General features: G+C 70.1%; 18 protein-coding genes and 1 pseudogene. 4 read left to right on the top strand and 15 right to left on the bottom strand.

Annotated elements, in window-relative coordinates; genetic code table 11:
* The 9 genes from BN10_RS14150 to BN10_RS14110 all read right to left on the bottom strand — a co-directional run.
* The coding region (locus BN10_RS14150; RefSeq protein ID WP_040751980.1) for an HAD-IC family P-type ATPase at positions 1–739 on the bottom strand (739 nt) is incomplete at its 3' end.
* A gap of 130 nt (positions 740–869) precedes the next feature.
* Positions 870–1,277: an MmcQ/YjbR family DNA-binding protein gene (locus BN10_RS14145; RefSeq protein WP_010851938.1), complete on the bottom strand. Its 408-nt coding sequence runs from the start codon at positions 1,275–1,277 to the stop codon at positions 870–872.
* Between the two features lie 213 nt (positions 1,278–1,490).
* Positions 1,491–2,207, bottom strand: coding sequence for a hypothetical protein (locus BN10_RS14140; protein ID WP_010851936.1), 717 nt, complete (start codon positions 2,205–2,207; stop codon positions 1,491–1,493).
* On the bottom strand, positions 2,204–3,133 hold the full coding sequence (locus BN10_RS14135; RefSeq protein WP_010851935.1) for an ATP-binding cassette domain-containing protein: 930 nt from the start codon (positions 3,131–3,133) through the stop codon (positions 2,204–2,206). The genes BN10_RS14140 and BN10_RS14135 overlap by 4 nt, the downstream gene beginning before the upstream one ends.
* Positions 3,130–3,492 carry a GntR family transcriptional regulator gene (locus tag BN10_RS14130; protein WP_010851934.1) on the bottom strand — a complete coding sequence of 121 codons (363 nt, stop codon included), beginning with the start codon at positions 3,490–3,492 and terminating at the stop codon, positions 3,130–3,132. The genes BN10_RS14135 and BN10_RS14130 overlap by 4 nt, the downstream gene beginning before the upstream one ends.
* Before the next feature lie 94 nt (positions 3,493–3,586).
* Complete coding sequence (gene purB / locus BN10_RS14125) at positions 3,587–4,996, bottom strand: adenylosuccinate lyase (RefSeq protein WP_040751978.1); 1,410 nt, start codon at positions 4,994–4,996, stop codon at positions 3,587–3,589.
* A gap of 5 nt (positions 4,997–5,001) precedes the next feature.
* Positions 5,002–5,526 carry a low molecular weight protein-tyrosine-phosphatase gene (locus tag BN10_RS14120; RefSeq protein ID WP_010851932.1) on the bottom strand — a complete coding sequence of 175 codons (525 nt, stop codon included), beginning with the start codon at positions 5,524–5,526 and terminating at the stop codon, positions 5,002–5,004.
* Entirely contained in the window at positions 5,523–6,227 is a 705-nt protein-coding gene (gene bioD, locus BN10_RS14115; protein WP_010851931.1) for a dethiobiotin synthase, read from the bottom strand. Before bioD ends, BN10_RS14120 begins: the two co-directional genes overlap by 4 nt.
* Positions 6,224–7,357, bottom strand: coding sequence for an aminotransferase class I/II-fold pyridoxal phosphate-dependent enzyme (locus tag BN10_RS14110; protein ID WP_010851930.1), 1,134 nt, complete (start codon positions 7,355–7,357; stop codon positions 6,224–6,226). Before BN10_RS14110 ends, bioD begins: the two co-directional genes overlap by 4 nt.
* A 51-nt stretch (positions 7,358–7,408) precedes the next feature.
* Between BN10_RS14110 and BN10_RS14105 the strand changes: the two genes are divergently transcribed.
* The 3 genes from BN10_RS14105 to BN10_RS14095 all read left to right on the top strand — a co-directional run bounded on the left by BN10_RS14105 (position 7,409) and on the right by BN10_RS14095 (position 9,536).
* Positions 7,409–8,143, top strand: a complete 735-nt coding sequence (locus BN10_RS14105) for a helix-turn-helix domain-containing protein (protein WP_010851928.1) — start codon at positions 7,409–7,411, stop codon at positions 8,141–8,143.
* Positions 8,144–8,208: 65 nt separating this feature from the next.
* Positions 8,209–9,165 carry a hypothetical protein gene (locus tag BN10_RS15910; RefSeq protein ID WP_010851927.1) on the top strand — a complete coding sequence of 319 codons (957 nt, stop codon included), beginning with the start codon at positions 8,209–8,211 and terminating at the stop codon, positions 9,163–9,165.
* Positions 9,162–9,536: a GntR family transcriptional regulator gene (locus BN10_RS14095; RefSeq protein ID WP_010851926.1), complete on the top strand. Its 375-nt coding sequence runs from the start codon at positions 9,162–9,164 to the stop codon at positions 9,534–9,536. Before BN10_RS15910 ends, BN10_RS14095 begins: the two co-directional genes overlap by 4 nt.
* A gap of 37 nt (positions 9,537–9,573) precedes the next feature.
* On the opposite strand, the gene BN10_RS14090 is transcribed toward BN10_RS14095, so the two are convergent.
* Genes BN10_RS14090 through BN10_RS14080 form a run of 3 tightly spaced genes read right to left on the bottom strand, consistent with a single transcriptional unit; the run spans position 9,574 to position 11,630 of the window.
* Positions 9,574–9,975 (bottom strand): type II toxin-antitoxin system VapC family toxin, encoded by a 402-nt coding sequence (locus BN10_RS14090; protein ID WP_010851925.1) that lies wholly within the window; start codon positions 9,973–9,975, stop codon positions 9,574–9,576.
* Positions 9,972–10,259, bottom strand: coding sequence for a type II toxin-antitoxin system Phd/YefM family antitoxin (locus BN10_RS14085; RefSeq protein ID WP_040753807.1), 288 nt, complete (start codon positions 10,257–10,259; stop codon positions 9,972–9,974). The genes BN10_RS14090 and BN10_RS14085 overlap by 4 nt, the downstream gene beginning before the upstream one ends.
* A gap of 39 nt (positions 10,260–10,298) precedes the next feature.
* A complete protein-coding gene (locus tag BN10_RS14080) occupies positions 10,299–11,630 on the bottom strand; it encodes an adenosylmethionine--8-amino-7-oxononanoate transaminase (protein ID WP_010851923.1) in 1,332 nt (443 codons plus the stop codon).
* An 18-nt stretch (positions 11,631–11,648) separates the two neighbouring features.
* Here BN10_RS14080 and BN10_RS14075 point away from each other — a divergent pair, with 18 nt between their 5' ends.
* The gene (locus BN10_RS14075; protein WP_010851922.1) at positions 11,649–12,038 is read left to right on the top strand and encodes a DUF3224 domain-containing protein; all 390 of its coding nucleotides are present in this window, start codon (positions 11,649–11,651) and stop codon (positions 12,036–12,038) included.
* A gap of 94 nt (positions 12,039–12,132) precedes the next feature.
* On the opposite strand, the gene bsaP is transcribed toward BN10_RS14075, so the two are convergent.
* From bsaP to BN10_RS14060, 3 genes and pseudogenes are all read right to left on the bottom strand, one after another.
* Positions 12,133–12,378, bottom strand: a complete 246-nt coding sequence (gene bsaP, locus BN10_RS14070) for a biotin synthase auxiliary protein BsaP (protein ID WP_010851921.1) — start codon at positions 12,376–12,378, stop codon at positions 12,133–12,135.
* A 25-nt stretch (positions 12,379–12,403) separates the two neighbouring features.
* Positions 12,404–13,420, bottom strand: coding sequence for a biotin synthase BioB (gene bioB, locus BN10_RS14065; protein ID WP_010851920.1), 1,017 nt, complete (start codon positions 13,418–13,420; stop codon positions 12,404–12,406).
* Positions 13,421–13,555: 135 nt separating this feature from the next.
* Positions 13,556–13,845, bottom strand: a pseudogene (locus tag BN10_RS14060) (DNA topoisomerase IB); the annotation flags it as partial.

The following is a 13,845-nucleotide window of genomic DNA, read 5'->3' as shown; positions in this document are numbered from 1 at the left end:
GTCCGGCGGTGACGGTTCCGGTCTTGTCGAGGACGATCGTGTCGACGCGTCGGGTGTCCTCGAGCACTTGCGGGCCCTTGATGAGGATGCCGAGCTGTGCCCCCCGTCCGGTGCCGACGAGCAGGGCCGTCGGGGTGGCCCGGCCGAGGGCGCAGGGGCAGGCAATGACGAGAACGGCGATGGCGATACCGAGGGCGCGGGCCGGGTCGCCGGTGCCGATCCACCAGCCGAGGAAGGTGAGGGTGGCGATCGCGAGGACGACGGGCACGAAGACGGCGCTCACCCGGTCGGCGAGGCGCTGCGCGGGCGCCTTGCCGGTCTGGGCGCGTTCGACGAGGCGCCCGATGCCGGCCAGGGTCGTCTCGCTGCCGACGCGGGTGGCCTCGACGGTGAGCAGGCCCTCGCCGTTGACGGTGCCGCCGGTCACGTCGTCCCCGGAGGCGACGTCGACGGGCACGGACTCGCCGGTGACGAGTGAGGTGTCGATGCTCGAGCGGCCGAGGATGACTCGGCCGTCGGTCGCGACCTTCTCGCCCGGACACACGACGAACCTCTCGCCCACGGCGAGGTCGGCCACCGGGATGCGGTGCTCGGTGAGCGCTCCGGTCGCGGGGTCGGCACGCCGGAGGGCCACGTCCTTGGCCCCGAGGGTGAGCAGGCTCGTGAGGGCGGAGCGGCCCTGGCCCGGTGTGGACTGTGGGCGCGGGAGGCTCGTGGGTTGCTCACTCTGAGTGAGCAACCCACGAGGGCCGTGCTCACGGCCTTCTCGAGGGGCGGTGCACCCTCGGGCATGGTTCACCCCAGGTGACTGCCTCGCCTCGGGTGACGCTGCCGCCGCCAGGTGCCGTGGCTCGCCCCGGATGCCCGGCTCACCCCAGGTGCTGCTTGACCAGCTTCTTCGGGGCGCGACAGGCCCAGGCGTCGGTGACGACCTCGGCGAGCTCGAGGTAGTCGAGCTCGTGCAGGTCACGCTCGCGCACGAGCACCGCGTTGTGACCGTTGAAGTGGTCGATGGTGAACCACGGCCCTTCGCCCGTGACGAGCGCCTCCTTCTCCCCGTCGTCGCTCACGGTGACGACGATGACGTCGTCCATCGGCTCGCCGGTCGCCGGGTCGAGGCAGTCCTTGCGCGGCTCGCGAAAACGGACGAAGGCCTTGCCGTTCACGAGGTAGGCGGGCTGGTGCCACGACTCACCCAAGGTGACCTCGGGCAGGGCCTCACAGATCCCCTCGAGATCGGCGCGGGAGACGGGTGCGGGGCGCTCAGCGGGCGGCATACGACCCAGTGTGGCGGCTTGAGTGTCGGGTTGTCGGGGTCCTGACCCCCACAACCCGACACTCAAGCGAAATCCAAGCCGTCAGCCCCGGTGGTCGACCACGCGAGGCGCCACCCGACACGGTTGGAGCAGACCGCGCATGCGCTGTCGTCCATGTCCTGCGTGGGAACAAGTACCGGGTCGGGGTCGGACGGCAGACGGACGATCGTGACCTCAGACGGTGGCCGAGCGGTTGGCGCCATAGCTCGCCGCTGCCATCAGGGCCGCTGTGACGAGTCCGAGAGCCACGAAGAACCACGCTTCCCAACCCACCACCTGGGGTGCGATGACGTCCCACTTCCAGAGGAAGGCGGCGCCGGCGCACAGCGCGAGGACCCCCAGCCCGACGGCGGCGACCGAGGTCCACACGGTGCCGAGGGCGCGGTAGATCGTGCCGAAGAAGGCTCCGGTGTAGAGCGAGAGCATCGACAGCACGAACATCGTGGCGAACGCCTGAACAGGATCGCCACTGCCGAGCGCCACGACGTCGAAGGCGCGCGCGTTGATGAACCAGTGGTCGGTGAGGATCTCCAGGCCGAGGAGGAGGACCGTGCCGACGCCCACCGCGAGTGAGGTGAGGATGAACCCGATCGACGTCCCGAGCCAGAAGTTGCGGCGCGTGCTGCCGAAGGCGAGGGCCATCGAGAAGTTGCGGTTCATCGCGAGCACGCCCACGGAGAGAAGGAACCCGGGCACGCAATAGAGGGCGCCACCGTTGTAGCGCATCCGCACCACGGTGCCCTCGGGCAGCGGGAACCCGGTCGCAATACCGATGAAGCCGGCGACGATGAGGGAGAGGCCGAGCATGATCGTGAGGATGACGACCGGCGTCAACAGCACACCGGTGCGGTTCGCCAGGTAGAGGCGCAGGTTGGGTCGGACGTGGGTCATGACGCCACCTCGGTCTTGCGCGCGACCTCGTCGAGGGCGTGCAACCCGAGGGCGGCCACGAACTCCTGCAGCGAGGCGGCCTCGATCGTGAGGTGGGTGCGCTCGGCGAGGGTGCGGTCGTCAGGTGTGACGGCGCCGCGGACCGTGGCCGAGAGGATCGTCCCGAGATGGCGCTCGGTGAGGATCTCGCGATCCCCGACGAGGGTGCGCACCTCGGCCTCGCGGCCACGGACGATGAAGCAGGCGGCTCGGGCCTCGTCGACGTCGGTCTGGACGGCGACCACGCCGTCCTCGAGCACGACGACCTCCTCCATCAGGTCGGCGACCTCGTCGATCAGGTGTGTCGAGATGATGAAAGTGCGGGGGTGCGCGGCGTACTCGGCGAGCAACTCGTCGTAGAGGATGGAACGCGAGCTGGCGTCGAGCCCGAGATAGGGCTCGTCCAAGAAGGTGTAGGCGGCGCGGCTGGCGAGCGAGAGCGTGATCGCCAGGGCGGATCGCTGGCCACGTGAGAGCTTCTTGGACTTGGTGTCCAGCGGGAGGCGGAACCGGGTGACGAGGCGATCAGCCGTCTCGGCCGACCAGGTGGGGTAGAAGGCGGGGATCACGGCGAGGATGTCCCGGACCGAGAAGGAGTCGTTGTAGAGCTGGTCCTCGTGCACAAAGCACGTGCGCTGCAGGACCATCGGGTTCTCGACCGGGTCGATACCGTCGATGAGGATGCGCCCACCGGTGCGGAACTGGTGGCCGCAGATGAGGGACATGAGGGTTGTCTTGCCGACGCCGTTGGATCCGAGCAGGCCGTAGATCCTGCCCGACGGGAGCTCGGCGGTCACGTCGGTGAGGACCTGCTTGCGGCCGAAGTTCTTGGTCACGTGGTTCAGGGAGATGCCGCTCGGGTGGGCGCTGGGCGGGCTTGGTGTCATCGGTCTTCCTTGTGGATGAGGTCGGTGATCTCGTCGAGGGAGAGGCCGAGTCGGCGTCCCTCGGCGAGGAAGGGGCGGACGTATTCGTCCGCGAATGCCGCTCGTCGGCGGGCCCGCAGCGCTTCGGGCGCACCCTCAGCGACGAACATTCCCAACCCCCGGCGCTTGTAGAGCACGCCGTCGTCGACGAGTCGGTTCAGGGCCTTGCCCGCCGTCGCGGGGTTGACCCGGTAGTGCACCGAGAGCTCGTTGGTGGAGGGGACCTGGGCCTGCTCCGGGTAGGCGCCGACGAGGATGTCCGCTGCGATCTGGTCGGCGATCTCGAGAAAGATCGGTCGACCGTCAGGCGAGGGGGTCACGTCAACTCCTCCCTTGGTTCATTACTTGACTAATGAACCATGCAACATGGCGGGGTGTCAACACGTCCCCTGTCGATGCGTGACGAGGCGAGGCTCAGCCCAGGTGGTCGACCAGGCGAGGAGCCAACCCCACGTATGCCGCGGGGGTGAGTGACGCGAGCCGCTCCTCGACCTCGGACGGCAGCCCGAGCCCCCGGACGAACTCGACCAGCTCCACCTGCCCGATGCGCCGCCCACGCGTCAGCTCCTTGAGCCGCTCGTAGGGCTCCTCCATCCCCGGAACTCCCTGTGCCCCGAGAGCTCTCATCGCTGACTGGATCGGCTCACCGAGCACCTCCCAGTTGGCGTCGAGGTCGGCGAGCATGGCCGCGGGGACGGCGTCGAGACCGTCGAGGCCCCGAGTCGCGTTGTCGATGGCGAGCAGGCTGTGTCCGAAGGCGACGCCGATATTGCGCTGCATCGAGCTGTCGGTGAGATCGCGCTGGAGGCGGGATTGCACGAGGGTCGCGGCGAGCACGTCGAAGAGGGCGTTGCTGACCTCGAGGTTGGCCTCGGCGTTCTCGAAGCGGATCGGATTGACCTTGTGTGGCATCGTGCTCGACCCGACGGTGCCCTGGCCGCGCACCTGGGCGAAATAGCCCATCGAGATGTAGGTCCAGACGTCGGTGCACATGTTGTGCAGCACCCGGTTGAAGCGGGCGATGTCGGCATAGAGCTCGGCCTGCCAGTCGTGGCTCTCGATCTGGGTGGTCAGGGGGTTCCAGGTCAGGCCCAGGCCCTCGACGAAGGATTCGCTGATGTCCTCCCAGTCGGCCCCCGGCACGGCGGCCAGGTGGGCTCCATAGGTGCCGGTCGCGCCGTTGAGCTTGCCGAGGAACTCGGCATCCTCGACCCGCCGCAACTGTCGCTGCAGCCGCCAGGTGAGCACCGCGAGTTCCTTGCCCATCGTCGTCGGCGTCGCCGGCTGGCCGTGGGTGTGGGCGAGCAGGGCCACGTCGCGCAGGTCGCTGGCCATCGTTGCGAGCTTCTCGACCAGCGCGGTCGCTCGTGGGAGCCACACGTCCTCGACGGCGCCTTGCACCATGAGGGCGTAGGACAGGTTGTTGATGTCCTCGCTGGTGCAGCAGAAGTGGATCAGCTCGGCCAGGCCACGGTCCTCGTCAGCCGGGGCGATCGTCGAGAGCCGCTCCTTGAGGAAATACTCGACCGCCTTGACGTCGTGCTGGGTGACTCGCTCGGTGCGGGCCATCTCCTCGATCTCCTCGGCGCCGAACTCGTCGACAATGGCGCGCAACCGCGCCTTCTCGTCGCCGGTGAGGCGGCGCACACCGGGCACGACCTGCCGGTCGGTGAGGTGGATGAGCCACTCGACCTCGACCTTGACCCGGGCCCGGTTGAGGGCCGGCTCCGACAGGTGATCCACGAGGGGGGCCACGACCCCGCGGTAGCGTCCATCGAGCGCACCGAGCGCGATCGGCGGGTCGAGGTCAGCGAGGGATCCCATGGCCCTCATTCTCCCAGAGCGTCGAGTTCGCTCCTGACGTGGGCGACGATGCCCGGCAGCGCCGCCGCGATCTCCCCATAGGTGACGTCGAAGTCGTCGTCATCGCCGTACCACGGGTCCTCCATGCCGAGGGTTCCCGCCGCGGCGGCAACGGGGTCGAAGGAGCGCAGCAGGCGGACCTTGGCGACGTCATCCTCGTCGCGGGCGCGCCGGCGCAGGATCTCGTCGTGCACGTGGTCGGCCGCGAGCACCAGTTCGGAGTCGTCGAAGGAGTCGGCCCGGAACTGCCGCGCCCGCTTGGCCGCGAACCCGGTGTCCGTGACGCCGTGGCGTCGCAACGTGGCCGTCGTGCGCCGGTCCATCGGCCGGCCCAACTCGTCGGTCGACGTGCCGGCGCTGTCGACGACGACCCGATCGCCGAGGTCGGCCTCGTCGAAGGCCTCACGGAGCATGAATTCACCCATGGGAGAACGACAGATGTTCCCCCAACACACCACCGTCACCCGGTATGCCGCGTGCTCGCCCCTCATGCGAAGTCCAACCACGAGGGGGCTGAGGCGACGAACTCCTGCGTCGCCAGGGCTCCTGCACCCATCGGGATCCGCCCCAGGAGCCGCGAACCCGTGACGCGCGGGAGGTCCTCGACGTTGCACTGCTCGGCCAGCCCGGGGTCGGCCGGCCAGTCGCCGATGATCACGCCGATGAGCGGCAACCCTCGTGCCTTGAGCGCCTCGGCGGTGAGGGCGGCAGAGTTGAGCGTGCCCAGCCCGGCGCTCGCGACGAGCAGGACGCCGGCGCTCACACCCTTGTAGCGCAGGGCGGTGCCGAGGTCGGCCAGCGTCCCGCCGCGCTCGTCGAGTCGCACGAGCAGCCCGCCGGATCCTTCGACGAGGACGATCGGGTGGTCCTCCGCCAACTCCCCGATTCGCCTCGCGTGCACCGCAATCGGCGGGATGGACACCCCGGCACGACGGGCTGCGGTGTCGGGAGCGAGGGGGTCCGAAAGGCGGACGAACTCAGCAGTGGGCACCTCCCCGGCCAACCGGCATACGGTCTGCAGGTCGCCGTCCTCGTCGGCGGCGACGCCGGTCTGCGCGACCTTGACGACACACGGCTCGGTCCCGCGGGCGCGGATCACGGCCACGAGGGCGGCCGTGGTGATCGTCTTTCCGACCTCGGTGCCGGTGCCGGTGACGAGGACGACCGAGGGCAGTGACAGGGGGTCGCTCACGCCAGGTCCTCGAGAATGGCGCTGGCGCGGTCGAGGTCCGTGTCGCTCAGGCCGGCGTTCGCCGTGAGGCGGAGGCGGGAGCTGCCGTCGGGTGTCGACGGGGGGCGGAAGCAACCGATCCGGACTCCCTGCTCGGCGGCGCGGGCGACAGCGGCGAGGGCTTCCTCGGGGCCGGGCATCGGGACCGACATCACCCCACCGGCGGGGGTGTCGATGCCGAGGGCGGCGGCAAGGCGAGCGGCATTGTCGTGCAACCGTTTCGGCCGATCAGGCTCGCTCGCCAAGGCATCGAGGGCGCCCAGGGCTGCCCCGGCCGCAGCCGGCGCCAAGCCGGTGTCATAGATGAAGGGCCTCGCCGTGTTGACCAGGTGCTCGCGGACGGAGGGGTGTGACATGACGAAACCCCCCTGCGCCGCAAGGGATTTCGACAGGGTGCCGGTGACCACGACATGCTCGAGCCCCGGCGCGCCAGCCCCGAAACCCGTCACCTCGGCCACGAGGCCGCGGCCACCCACGCCACAGACGCCGACCGCATGCGCTTCGTCGATGACGAGCACCGCGCCCTGCGCGCGGGTCAGATCGACGAGCTCGGCGACCGGCGCAGCATCCCCGAGGACCGAGTAGATCGACTCCGCGACGACAACAGCCCTGCCTTCGGCTCGGCCCGAGAGGAGTTCGGCGATGTGGTCGAGGTCGTTGTGTCGGGAGACCGCCACCCGCCCCGCTCGCGAGAGCCGGCAGCCGTCGATCAGGCTGGCGTGGGCGTGGGCGTCACTGACGACCAGGGTGTCGGCGTCGGTGAGGGTGGTGAGGGCGGCGAGGTTCGCGGCATACCCGGTGGAGAGAACGAGCGCGGCGGGCGAGCCGAGGAGCCCCGCGAGCGTGGCCTCCAGGTCGTCGTGGACCGGCAGGGTGCCGGTGACCAGACGGCTCGCGCCGGACCCGCCGCCGTGACTCTCCACGGCCGCAACGGCCGCCGCGATCACGCGCGGGTCGGTGCGCAGACCGAGGTAGTCGTTGCCCGCGAGGTCGAGCAGGTCGCCCGGTTTCGTCGTGTGCAGGCGACGCGTGAGGCCGCGCGCGGCACGGCGGTCGGCAGCATCGGCCAGCCAGTCGAGGAACTCGGTCACGCCACGATCCTAAGGAGTGCGCAACGGCGCCCTCGCGCGTAGGCTCCCGCCATGGAGGGGTATGCCGCGATGCCGGCCTTGGGCAGCCGACCGGTTTCCGCCGTGGTCGTGGCGGATCCGGATGAAGTCCGCGAGGCACGTGCGCTCCGGGGGCAGGTGCGGTCGACGACGCCAGCGCGTCGGCTGGCCGCGCAACTGCTCGACGTGCTCCCCGTGGGGCTCATGGCCCTGTGGGGATGGCGACTGCCGGACCGGGCTGCGTCAGGGCTGATCTTCGTGGCGGTCGCCATCGTGCTCACTCGCTCGCTGGTGGTGCAGCGCCTCGGGGTCCACCCGTCGAACCGCTCGACGGTCGGGGCGATCGCCGCCGTGGCCGCCGGCTTGATCGCGGCCCTGGTCGACCTCAGCGGGGTCGGTGCGCCCGGCGATCGCTGGGGACGCGCGCTGGCCGTCGCTGCCGCCGTGGTGGTGGTGTCGATGATGTGGACCTTTGCTGCCAGCCAGGTGCGCGGCAGCGCGGGTTCGAAGGCGTCCGCGCGGGGTGTGCTCCGCAGTTCACCGGGACTCGCGGTGTTGCTGGTGCTCGACAGCAGCAGCGATGCTCTTTCGGTCGCGGCGTTGGTGCGCGCCTTGGGAATGCCTGCGCCGGTGGCCCAGCAGTGGCTCGGCACGCTGACCTCGCTCGGCCTGGTGCGGGTGGACCGCGACCTGGCGATGTGGGCGATCACCCCCACGGGTCGGCGTGTTCTCGATGAGCATCTCGGGGGTTTTGTTGCAAGCGCTTGACACAAGGGTCGACGTCGGCTGATCATCAACTTGTCACAGCTACCTGTCACAAGTTGGAGGGCGTCATGATCGGGCCACTCGCCGGAATCGTCGCGATGATCCCCATGCTGCTCGTCTTCTGTGTGGGGCTGGTGATCGTGGTGGCTCGCCGCCCTGTCGTCCGGATCGGCCACCACAATCACGCGCGCCTCGTCGCCATCCACCGTCAAACGGTCCGGTGGCGCGGCCTCGGCCTGGCGGCTGGTCTGCTCGCCGCCCTCGCCTGCGCCATGCTCGCTGGCACCGCCCTCGGGCGATTCGTCGGGCTGGCACCCGCCGCCCTGGGCGCTGGATTGATCATCGGGACGATCGTCGGTGAACGCACGGCTCGCGCTCCGCTGGGCACGACCCGCGAAGCCGGCCTCGGTGAGCGCCGGATCGGGGACCTCTTGCGCGGCCAGTCGCTCTGGCCCATGGTCGCGAGCACTGGCCTGCTCGTGGCGATCCTCGCCCTGGGCACGGTCCTGGGGTCGCCCGACGATCTCGGCCGGGCGGGCCGGGCGCTCGCCCGGACCTGTCAGCTGGTGAGCGATGGTGTCCCGACGACGGCGGGCGAACGCAGTGGTCCGTGGCCCGGGTCCTTCTACACCCTGCCGCTCGGTGGAGCATTCATCGTCCTGGGTGTCCTGGCCTTCGTTGCGCTGAAGAGCATCGCGGCTCGGCGTGCGGCGGGCTCGGAGTCCGAGGACCTCGACCGCCTCACGCGCTCCTGGTCGACGGGTAACGTGCTTCGGGCCAGCACTGTCTCGGCGCTCCTCATCGCCGGTCCATTGGCTACCGTCATGGGGGCCACTCTCTCGGCCATGGACTGCCGCGCGTCCACGGACACCTTCGTGCAGTGGATGGCTCTGGCCGCCGGGGTCGTGGCCACGGGCCTGGGCCTGGCCCTGTTGGCCTCCCTCTTCATGGCGCCGCGCCTCGTCGTTGACGACCTGCCGGGAGCGCTCCCCCCGCCCGCCGGCGCCGGGGTGCGGGTCCGATGACTGCTGGTGTCACGGTCGACCTGCTCGACCCCACCCCGCCCTACGAGCAGCTCCGGCGTCAGTTCGCGACCCTGATCGAGACCGGGCAATTGCGCCCGGAGGACCGCCTCCCCTCGATCCGCCAACTTGCCCGCGACCTCGACCTGGCCACCGGCACGGTCGGTCGGGCCTATCAGGAACTGGAGTCCGCCGGCCTCATCCGCAGCCGTCGTGGTGGCGGCACCCGCGTCGCGGTCCCTCCGCTCGACACCGACACCGTGCAGCGGCAACGCCTGACCGCTGCTGCCCGGACGTATGCCGCGCACGCGGCGGCCCTCGGGGTGAGTCTCCCCGACGCGCAGCGTGCACTCGAGCGGGCTTGGTCGCCGTGATCCTCGACGGCAGACAGCTCGGTGCTGATGACCGACCTCAGTCGTGCGCTCCCGGCATCACTGCTTCGAGGCCGAGCCCCCGGGCTGCGTCGAGGAGACGCTGGTCGTAGGACACCACGGTCACCCGGTCGGGCAGCAACGAGGTCGCCGAGGCCAGGTGGATCGCGTCGAGACTGCGCAGGGTGGTCGGCGAAGCGGTGGCGGCGCCCTCCAGCACGAGGTCATCAAGGGGGACAATGGCCAGCTGAGCAAGGATGGCGCGGGCCGCAGGAACGGTGTCCGGCGATCGGCGGCTCGCTGCCCGAAGGAGCTCCACCCGCGTCAGCGCGCTGGTGCAGAGCACGTCATCGGATCGGTCGTCCACCCACTGCGCCAGCGCCGAGGACTCCGCCTCTTCCACGACCAGCTTGGCCACGGCTGACGTGTCGAGATAGATCACGCGCCCAACACCCTGCGCTCCTCACGGTCGGCCTCGACCAACTCGCTCAGGCCCGGGCCGCCGAGTCGTTGGATGGACGCAAAGGAGCGTCGTGGGCGTGCGGGCGCCCGCAGCCCGTGATCGGAGATCTGCTGCGACAAGTGGCCCTCGAGCGGGGAGATCGGGATGAGTCGCGCGACCGGTCGGCCCCGATCGGTGATCGTGAACTCGGCCCCGTCGGCCACGGCGCGCAGATGGACACTCGCCTCCTGATGCAGTTCACGGATCCCGATCTCATCACTCATGGCAGCGAAGTAGCACATGAAGTGCTACATCCGGTCAGGTCAGTCGCCGTGCACCGAGGCCACCGCCTGGACCATGGCGCTGGTCACGGCCTCCACGTCCTCGTCACCGCTCACATAGGGCGGCATCGTGTAGACGAGGTTGCGGAACGGCCGCACCCACACCCCGCGCTCGATCGCCGCGGCCGTCACCTCGGGCACCCGGACCGGCTCGCGCAACGCGATGACGCCGACTGCTCCCAGCGTGCGCACCTCCGCCACGGCTGGTATGCCGCGCGCCGCCTCCAGCCCCGCCTCCAGACCCGCGTGGATCCGGGCGACCTGGGCGCCGGCATTGCTGTCCCGCAACAGATCCAGGGAGGCGACGGCGACGGCGCAGGCCAGCGGGTTGGCCATGAAGGTCGGCCCGTGCATGAGCCCACCGGCCTCACCGCGGGAGACCCCGAGGGCGGCCTCGCGCGTGCAGAGCACGGCGGCCAGGGTGAGGTAGCCGCCGGTCAGGGCCTTGCCGACGCACAGCACGTCGGGTGTGAGATCGGCCCCGACGACCGCCCCGTGGTCGGCGGCCCACATCGGCCCGGTCCGGTGGAAGCCGGTCGCGATCTCGTCGTGGATGACCAGCGCACCGTGCTCGCGGGCGAGCGCGTGGAGCACCGACACGGCATACGGACTCCAGATGTGCATGCCTCCGGCGCCCTGGAGCACCGGCTCGACGATGACGGCCGCGATCTCGCCCGCGTGCGCGGCATACAACTCGCGGGTCGCCCGCTCCCAGGTGACCATGGCGGGATCGTCTGGGGCACAGTCGAATCCGGCCGGCGGGCGGGGCGCGAAGACATGCTCGGGCAGGACGCCGGCGAAGAGTGAGTGCATGCCGCCGACCGGGTCGGTCACCGACATCGGTGAGAAGGTGTCGCCGTGGTAGCCGCCGCGCACGGTGAAGAAGCGCGTCCGCCGCTCGCCTGCCGCGAGGTGGAACTGCAGCGCCATCTTCATCGCGACCTCGACCGAGACCGAGCCCGAGTCGGCGAAGAAGACGTGTTGGAGCGGTTCGGGCGTGAGGTCGACGAGTCGACGACCCAACTCCACGGCCGGTCCGTGCGTGAGCCCGCCGAACATCACATGGCTCATCTCGGCGAGTTGGGCGCGCGCGGCCGCGTCGAGTTGCGGCACGGCATACCCGTGGATGGCGCACCACCACGACGACATGGCGTCGATCACCTCGCGAGGCCGACCATCCCTGTCCCGCAGCCGAATTCGTATGCCGCGGGCAGACTCCACGAAGAAGGGGTCGCCCGGCGTGAGGGCCGACGAGTAGGGATGCCAGAGATGCTCGCGGTCGAAGGCGAGCGCGGCGGCCACGGTGTCGGTCATCGATGCCATTGTGGTCGCATGACGACTCACACGGCGCACGGCACCTTCGAGGTGAGACTGACCCCTGGCGACGAACTGGTCGAACGCACCGGTCGCTTCGATCTCGGCAAGACCTGGACCGGTGACCTCTGCGGGGTCGGTCATGGGGTGATGCTCTCGGCCGGCAACCCGGAGGCCGGGGCGGCGGCCTATGTCGCCGTGGAGACGGTCGAGGGAATGCTCGACGGGCGGGCCGGGGGCTTCGCCTTCGTCCAGTTGGGGACGATGGACGGGGGCGCCATCGAGCAGACCTACGTCGTCGCCCCGGGATCGGGGCACGGGGAACTCGCCGGGATTAGCGGAGTGCTCGCCCTCGACGTCGTCGAGGGCGAGCACCGCCACACGATCAGTTACCGGCTGCCGGGCTGATCAGCGCACCGGCACCGTGAAGAGCCCCCTTGTGTCCGCGTGAAGCGTTCCCATGGCGACGGATCTCGCGGACGCAAGGAGTTCGGCGGCGTCGTCAGGACCAGGTGGAGTGCTCGACCGTGCCGTGTTGGACGCACGTCGCCGTCCATGTGCCGGGGGCGACCTGCACCTTCATCCGACGCCGGCACTGCCCGCAGTAGCGCGGGGGTTCGAGGGCGAGCAGGCGCTCGCAGCGCTCGTGGTCACCGCCGGCGAGTGCGTCCCCGCACCGGCCGCAGTATGCCGCGGAGCCGGCCTCGTCGGGGAGGGGGAGGTCTTCGTCGGGGCGAGTCAGCGGCATACGAGATCGGTTGGGGGAGAAGCGATTAGAAGGTCTCGTTGAGGGCGCGGATCGGCATCTCGAGGTCGTCGAGGAGGGCGAGATCCTCCTTGGGGTCCCGTCCCAGGGTCGTCAGGTAGTTGCCGACGATGACCGCGTTGATGCCGCCGAGCAGGCCGTCGCGGGTGCCGAGATCGCCGAGCGTGAGTTCGCGGCCACCGGCATACCGCAGGATCGTGCGGGGGAGCGCCAGCCGGAAGGCCGCGATCGTGCGCAGCGCGTCGTTGGTCTCCATCGGCTCGAGGTCACCGAAGGGGGTGCCCGGACGCGGGTTGAGGAAGTTGAGCGGCACCTCGTGCGGCTCGAGCCGGCCGAGGTCGGCGGCGAGTTCGGCGCGCTGCTCGATGGTCTCGCCCATGCCGACGAGGCCGCCGCAGCAGAGCTCCATGCCGGATTCCTTGACCATCTCGCAGGTCTCCCAGCGCTCCTCCCAGGAGTGGGTCGTCACGACGTTCGGGAAGAAGGACCGACCGGCCTCGAGGTTGTGGTTGTAGCGGTGCACACCCATGTCGACGAGATCATCGACCTGCCCCTGGCTGAGCATGCCGAGCGACGCGGCGACGTTGATGTCGACGGCCGCGCGGATCGCGGCGACGCCCTCGCGCATCTGCTCCATGAGCTTGTCGTCAGGGCCGCGGACGGCGGCGACGATGCAGAACTCACTCGCGCCGGTCGCGGCGGTCTGCTTGGCGGCGCGCACGAGCTCGGGGATGTTGAGCCACACGGAGCGCACCGGCGAGGTGAACTGGCCCGACTGCGAGCAGAAGTGGCAGTCCTCCGGGCAGCCACCGGTCTTGAGCGAGACGATCCCCTCGACCTCGACGCTCGGCCCCTGGTACTTCATCCGCACCTCGTGCGCCAGCGCCAGCAGGTCCGCGAGCCGGTCGTCCCCGGTGCGCAGGACCTCGACGATCTGCGCCTGCGTCAACGCCTCACCGCGCTCGAGCACCTGTGCCCGGGCGACGTCGAGGATGTCGGTCGTGGTTTCCGCCGTCGTGGTCATGCCCCGATTCTCGCCCATGCGGTGGGGTCGGCTCGCGCTGGTCCAGCCCTTGCGTCCGGCAAGGTGGTTGGTATGCCGTCCACGTGCCGGACGCAAGGGGTTGGTCAGGTGCAGCCAAGTGTCGCTGGGGCGGGGTCAGTCGTCGCGCAGGAGCGCCAGGACCGCCTTTTCGAGAGCGGCCTGACGTCGCTCGGGCAGGCGGGCCTTGGGCAGGTCGATGACGGTGCCGGCTTCATAACGGTCGAGGACGCGAGGATCGATGTAGGAGTTCTTGGCGATCGTCGGGGTGTTGCCCAGATAGCCCGCGACCTCCTCGACGGCGGCCTTGACCGCGCGCTTGCGCGATGCCGCCGTGTCGCCCGGTTCGGCGCTCGCCGCCAGCGCGGCCGCGGCCAGCACCGTGGCGTGCCAGGTGCGGAAGTCCT

Origin of the sequence: Phycicoccus elongatus Lp2, from assembly GCF_000367525.1 — a bacterium.
Taxonomy (GTDB): Bacteria; Actinomycetota; Actinomycetes; order Actinomycetales; family Dermatophilaceae; genus Phycicoccus_A; species Phycicoccus_A elongatus.
The sequence above is the reverse complement of the archived record's forward strand: the minus strand, read 5'-3'. Positions and strand labels throughout refer to the sequence as shown.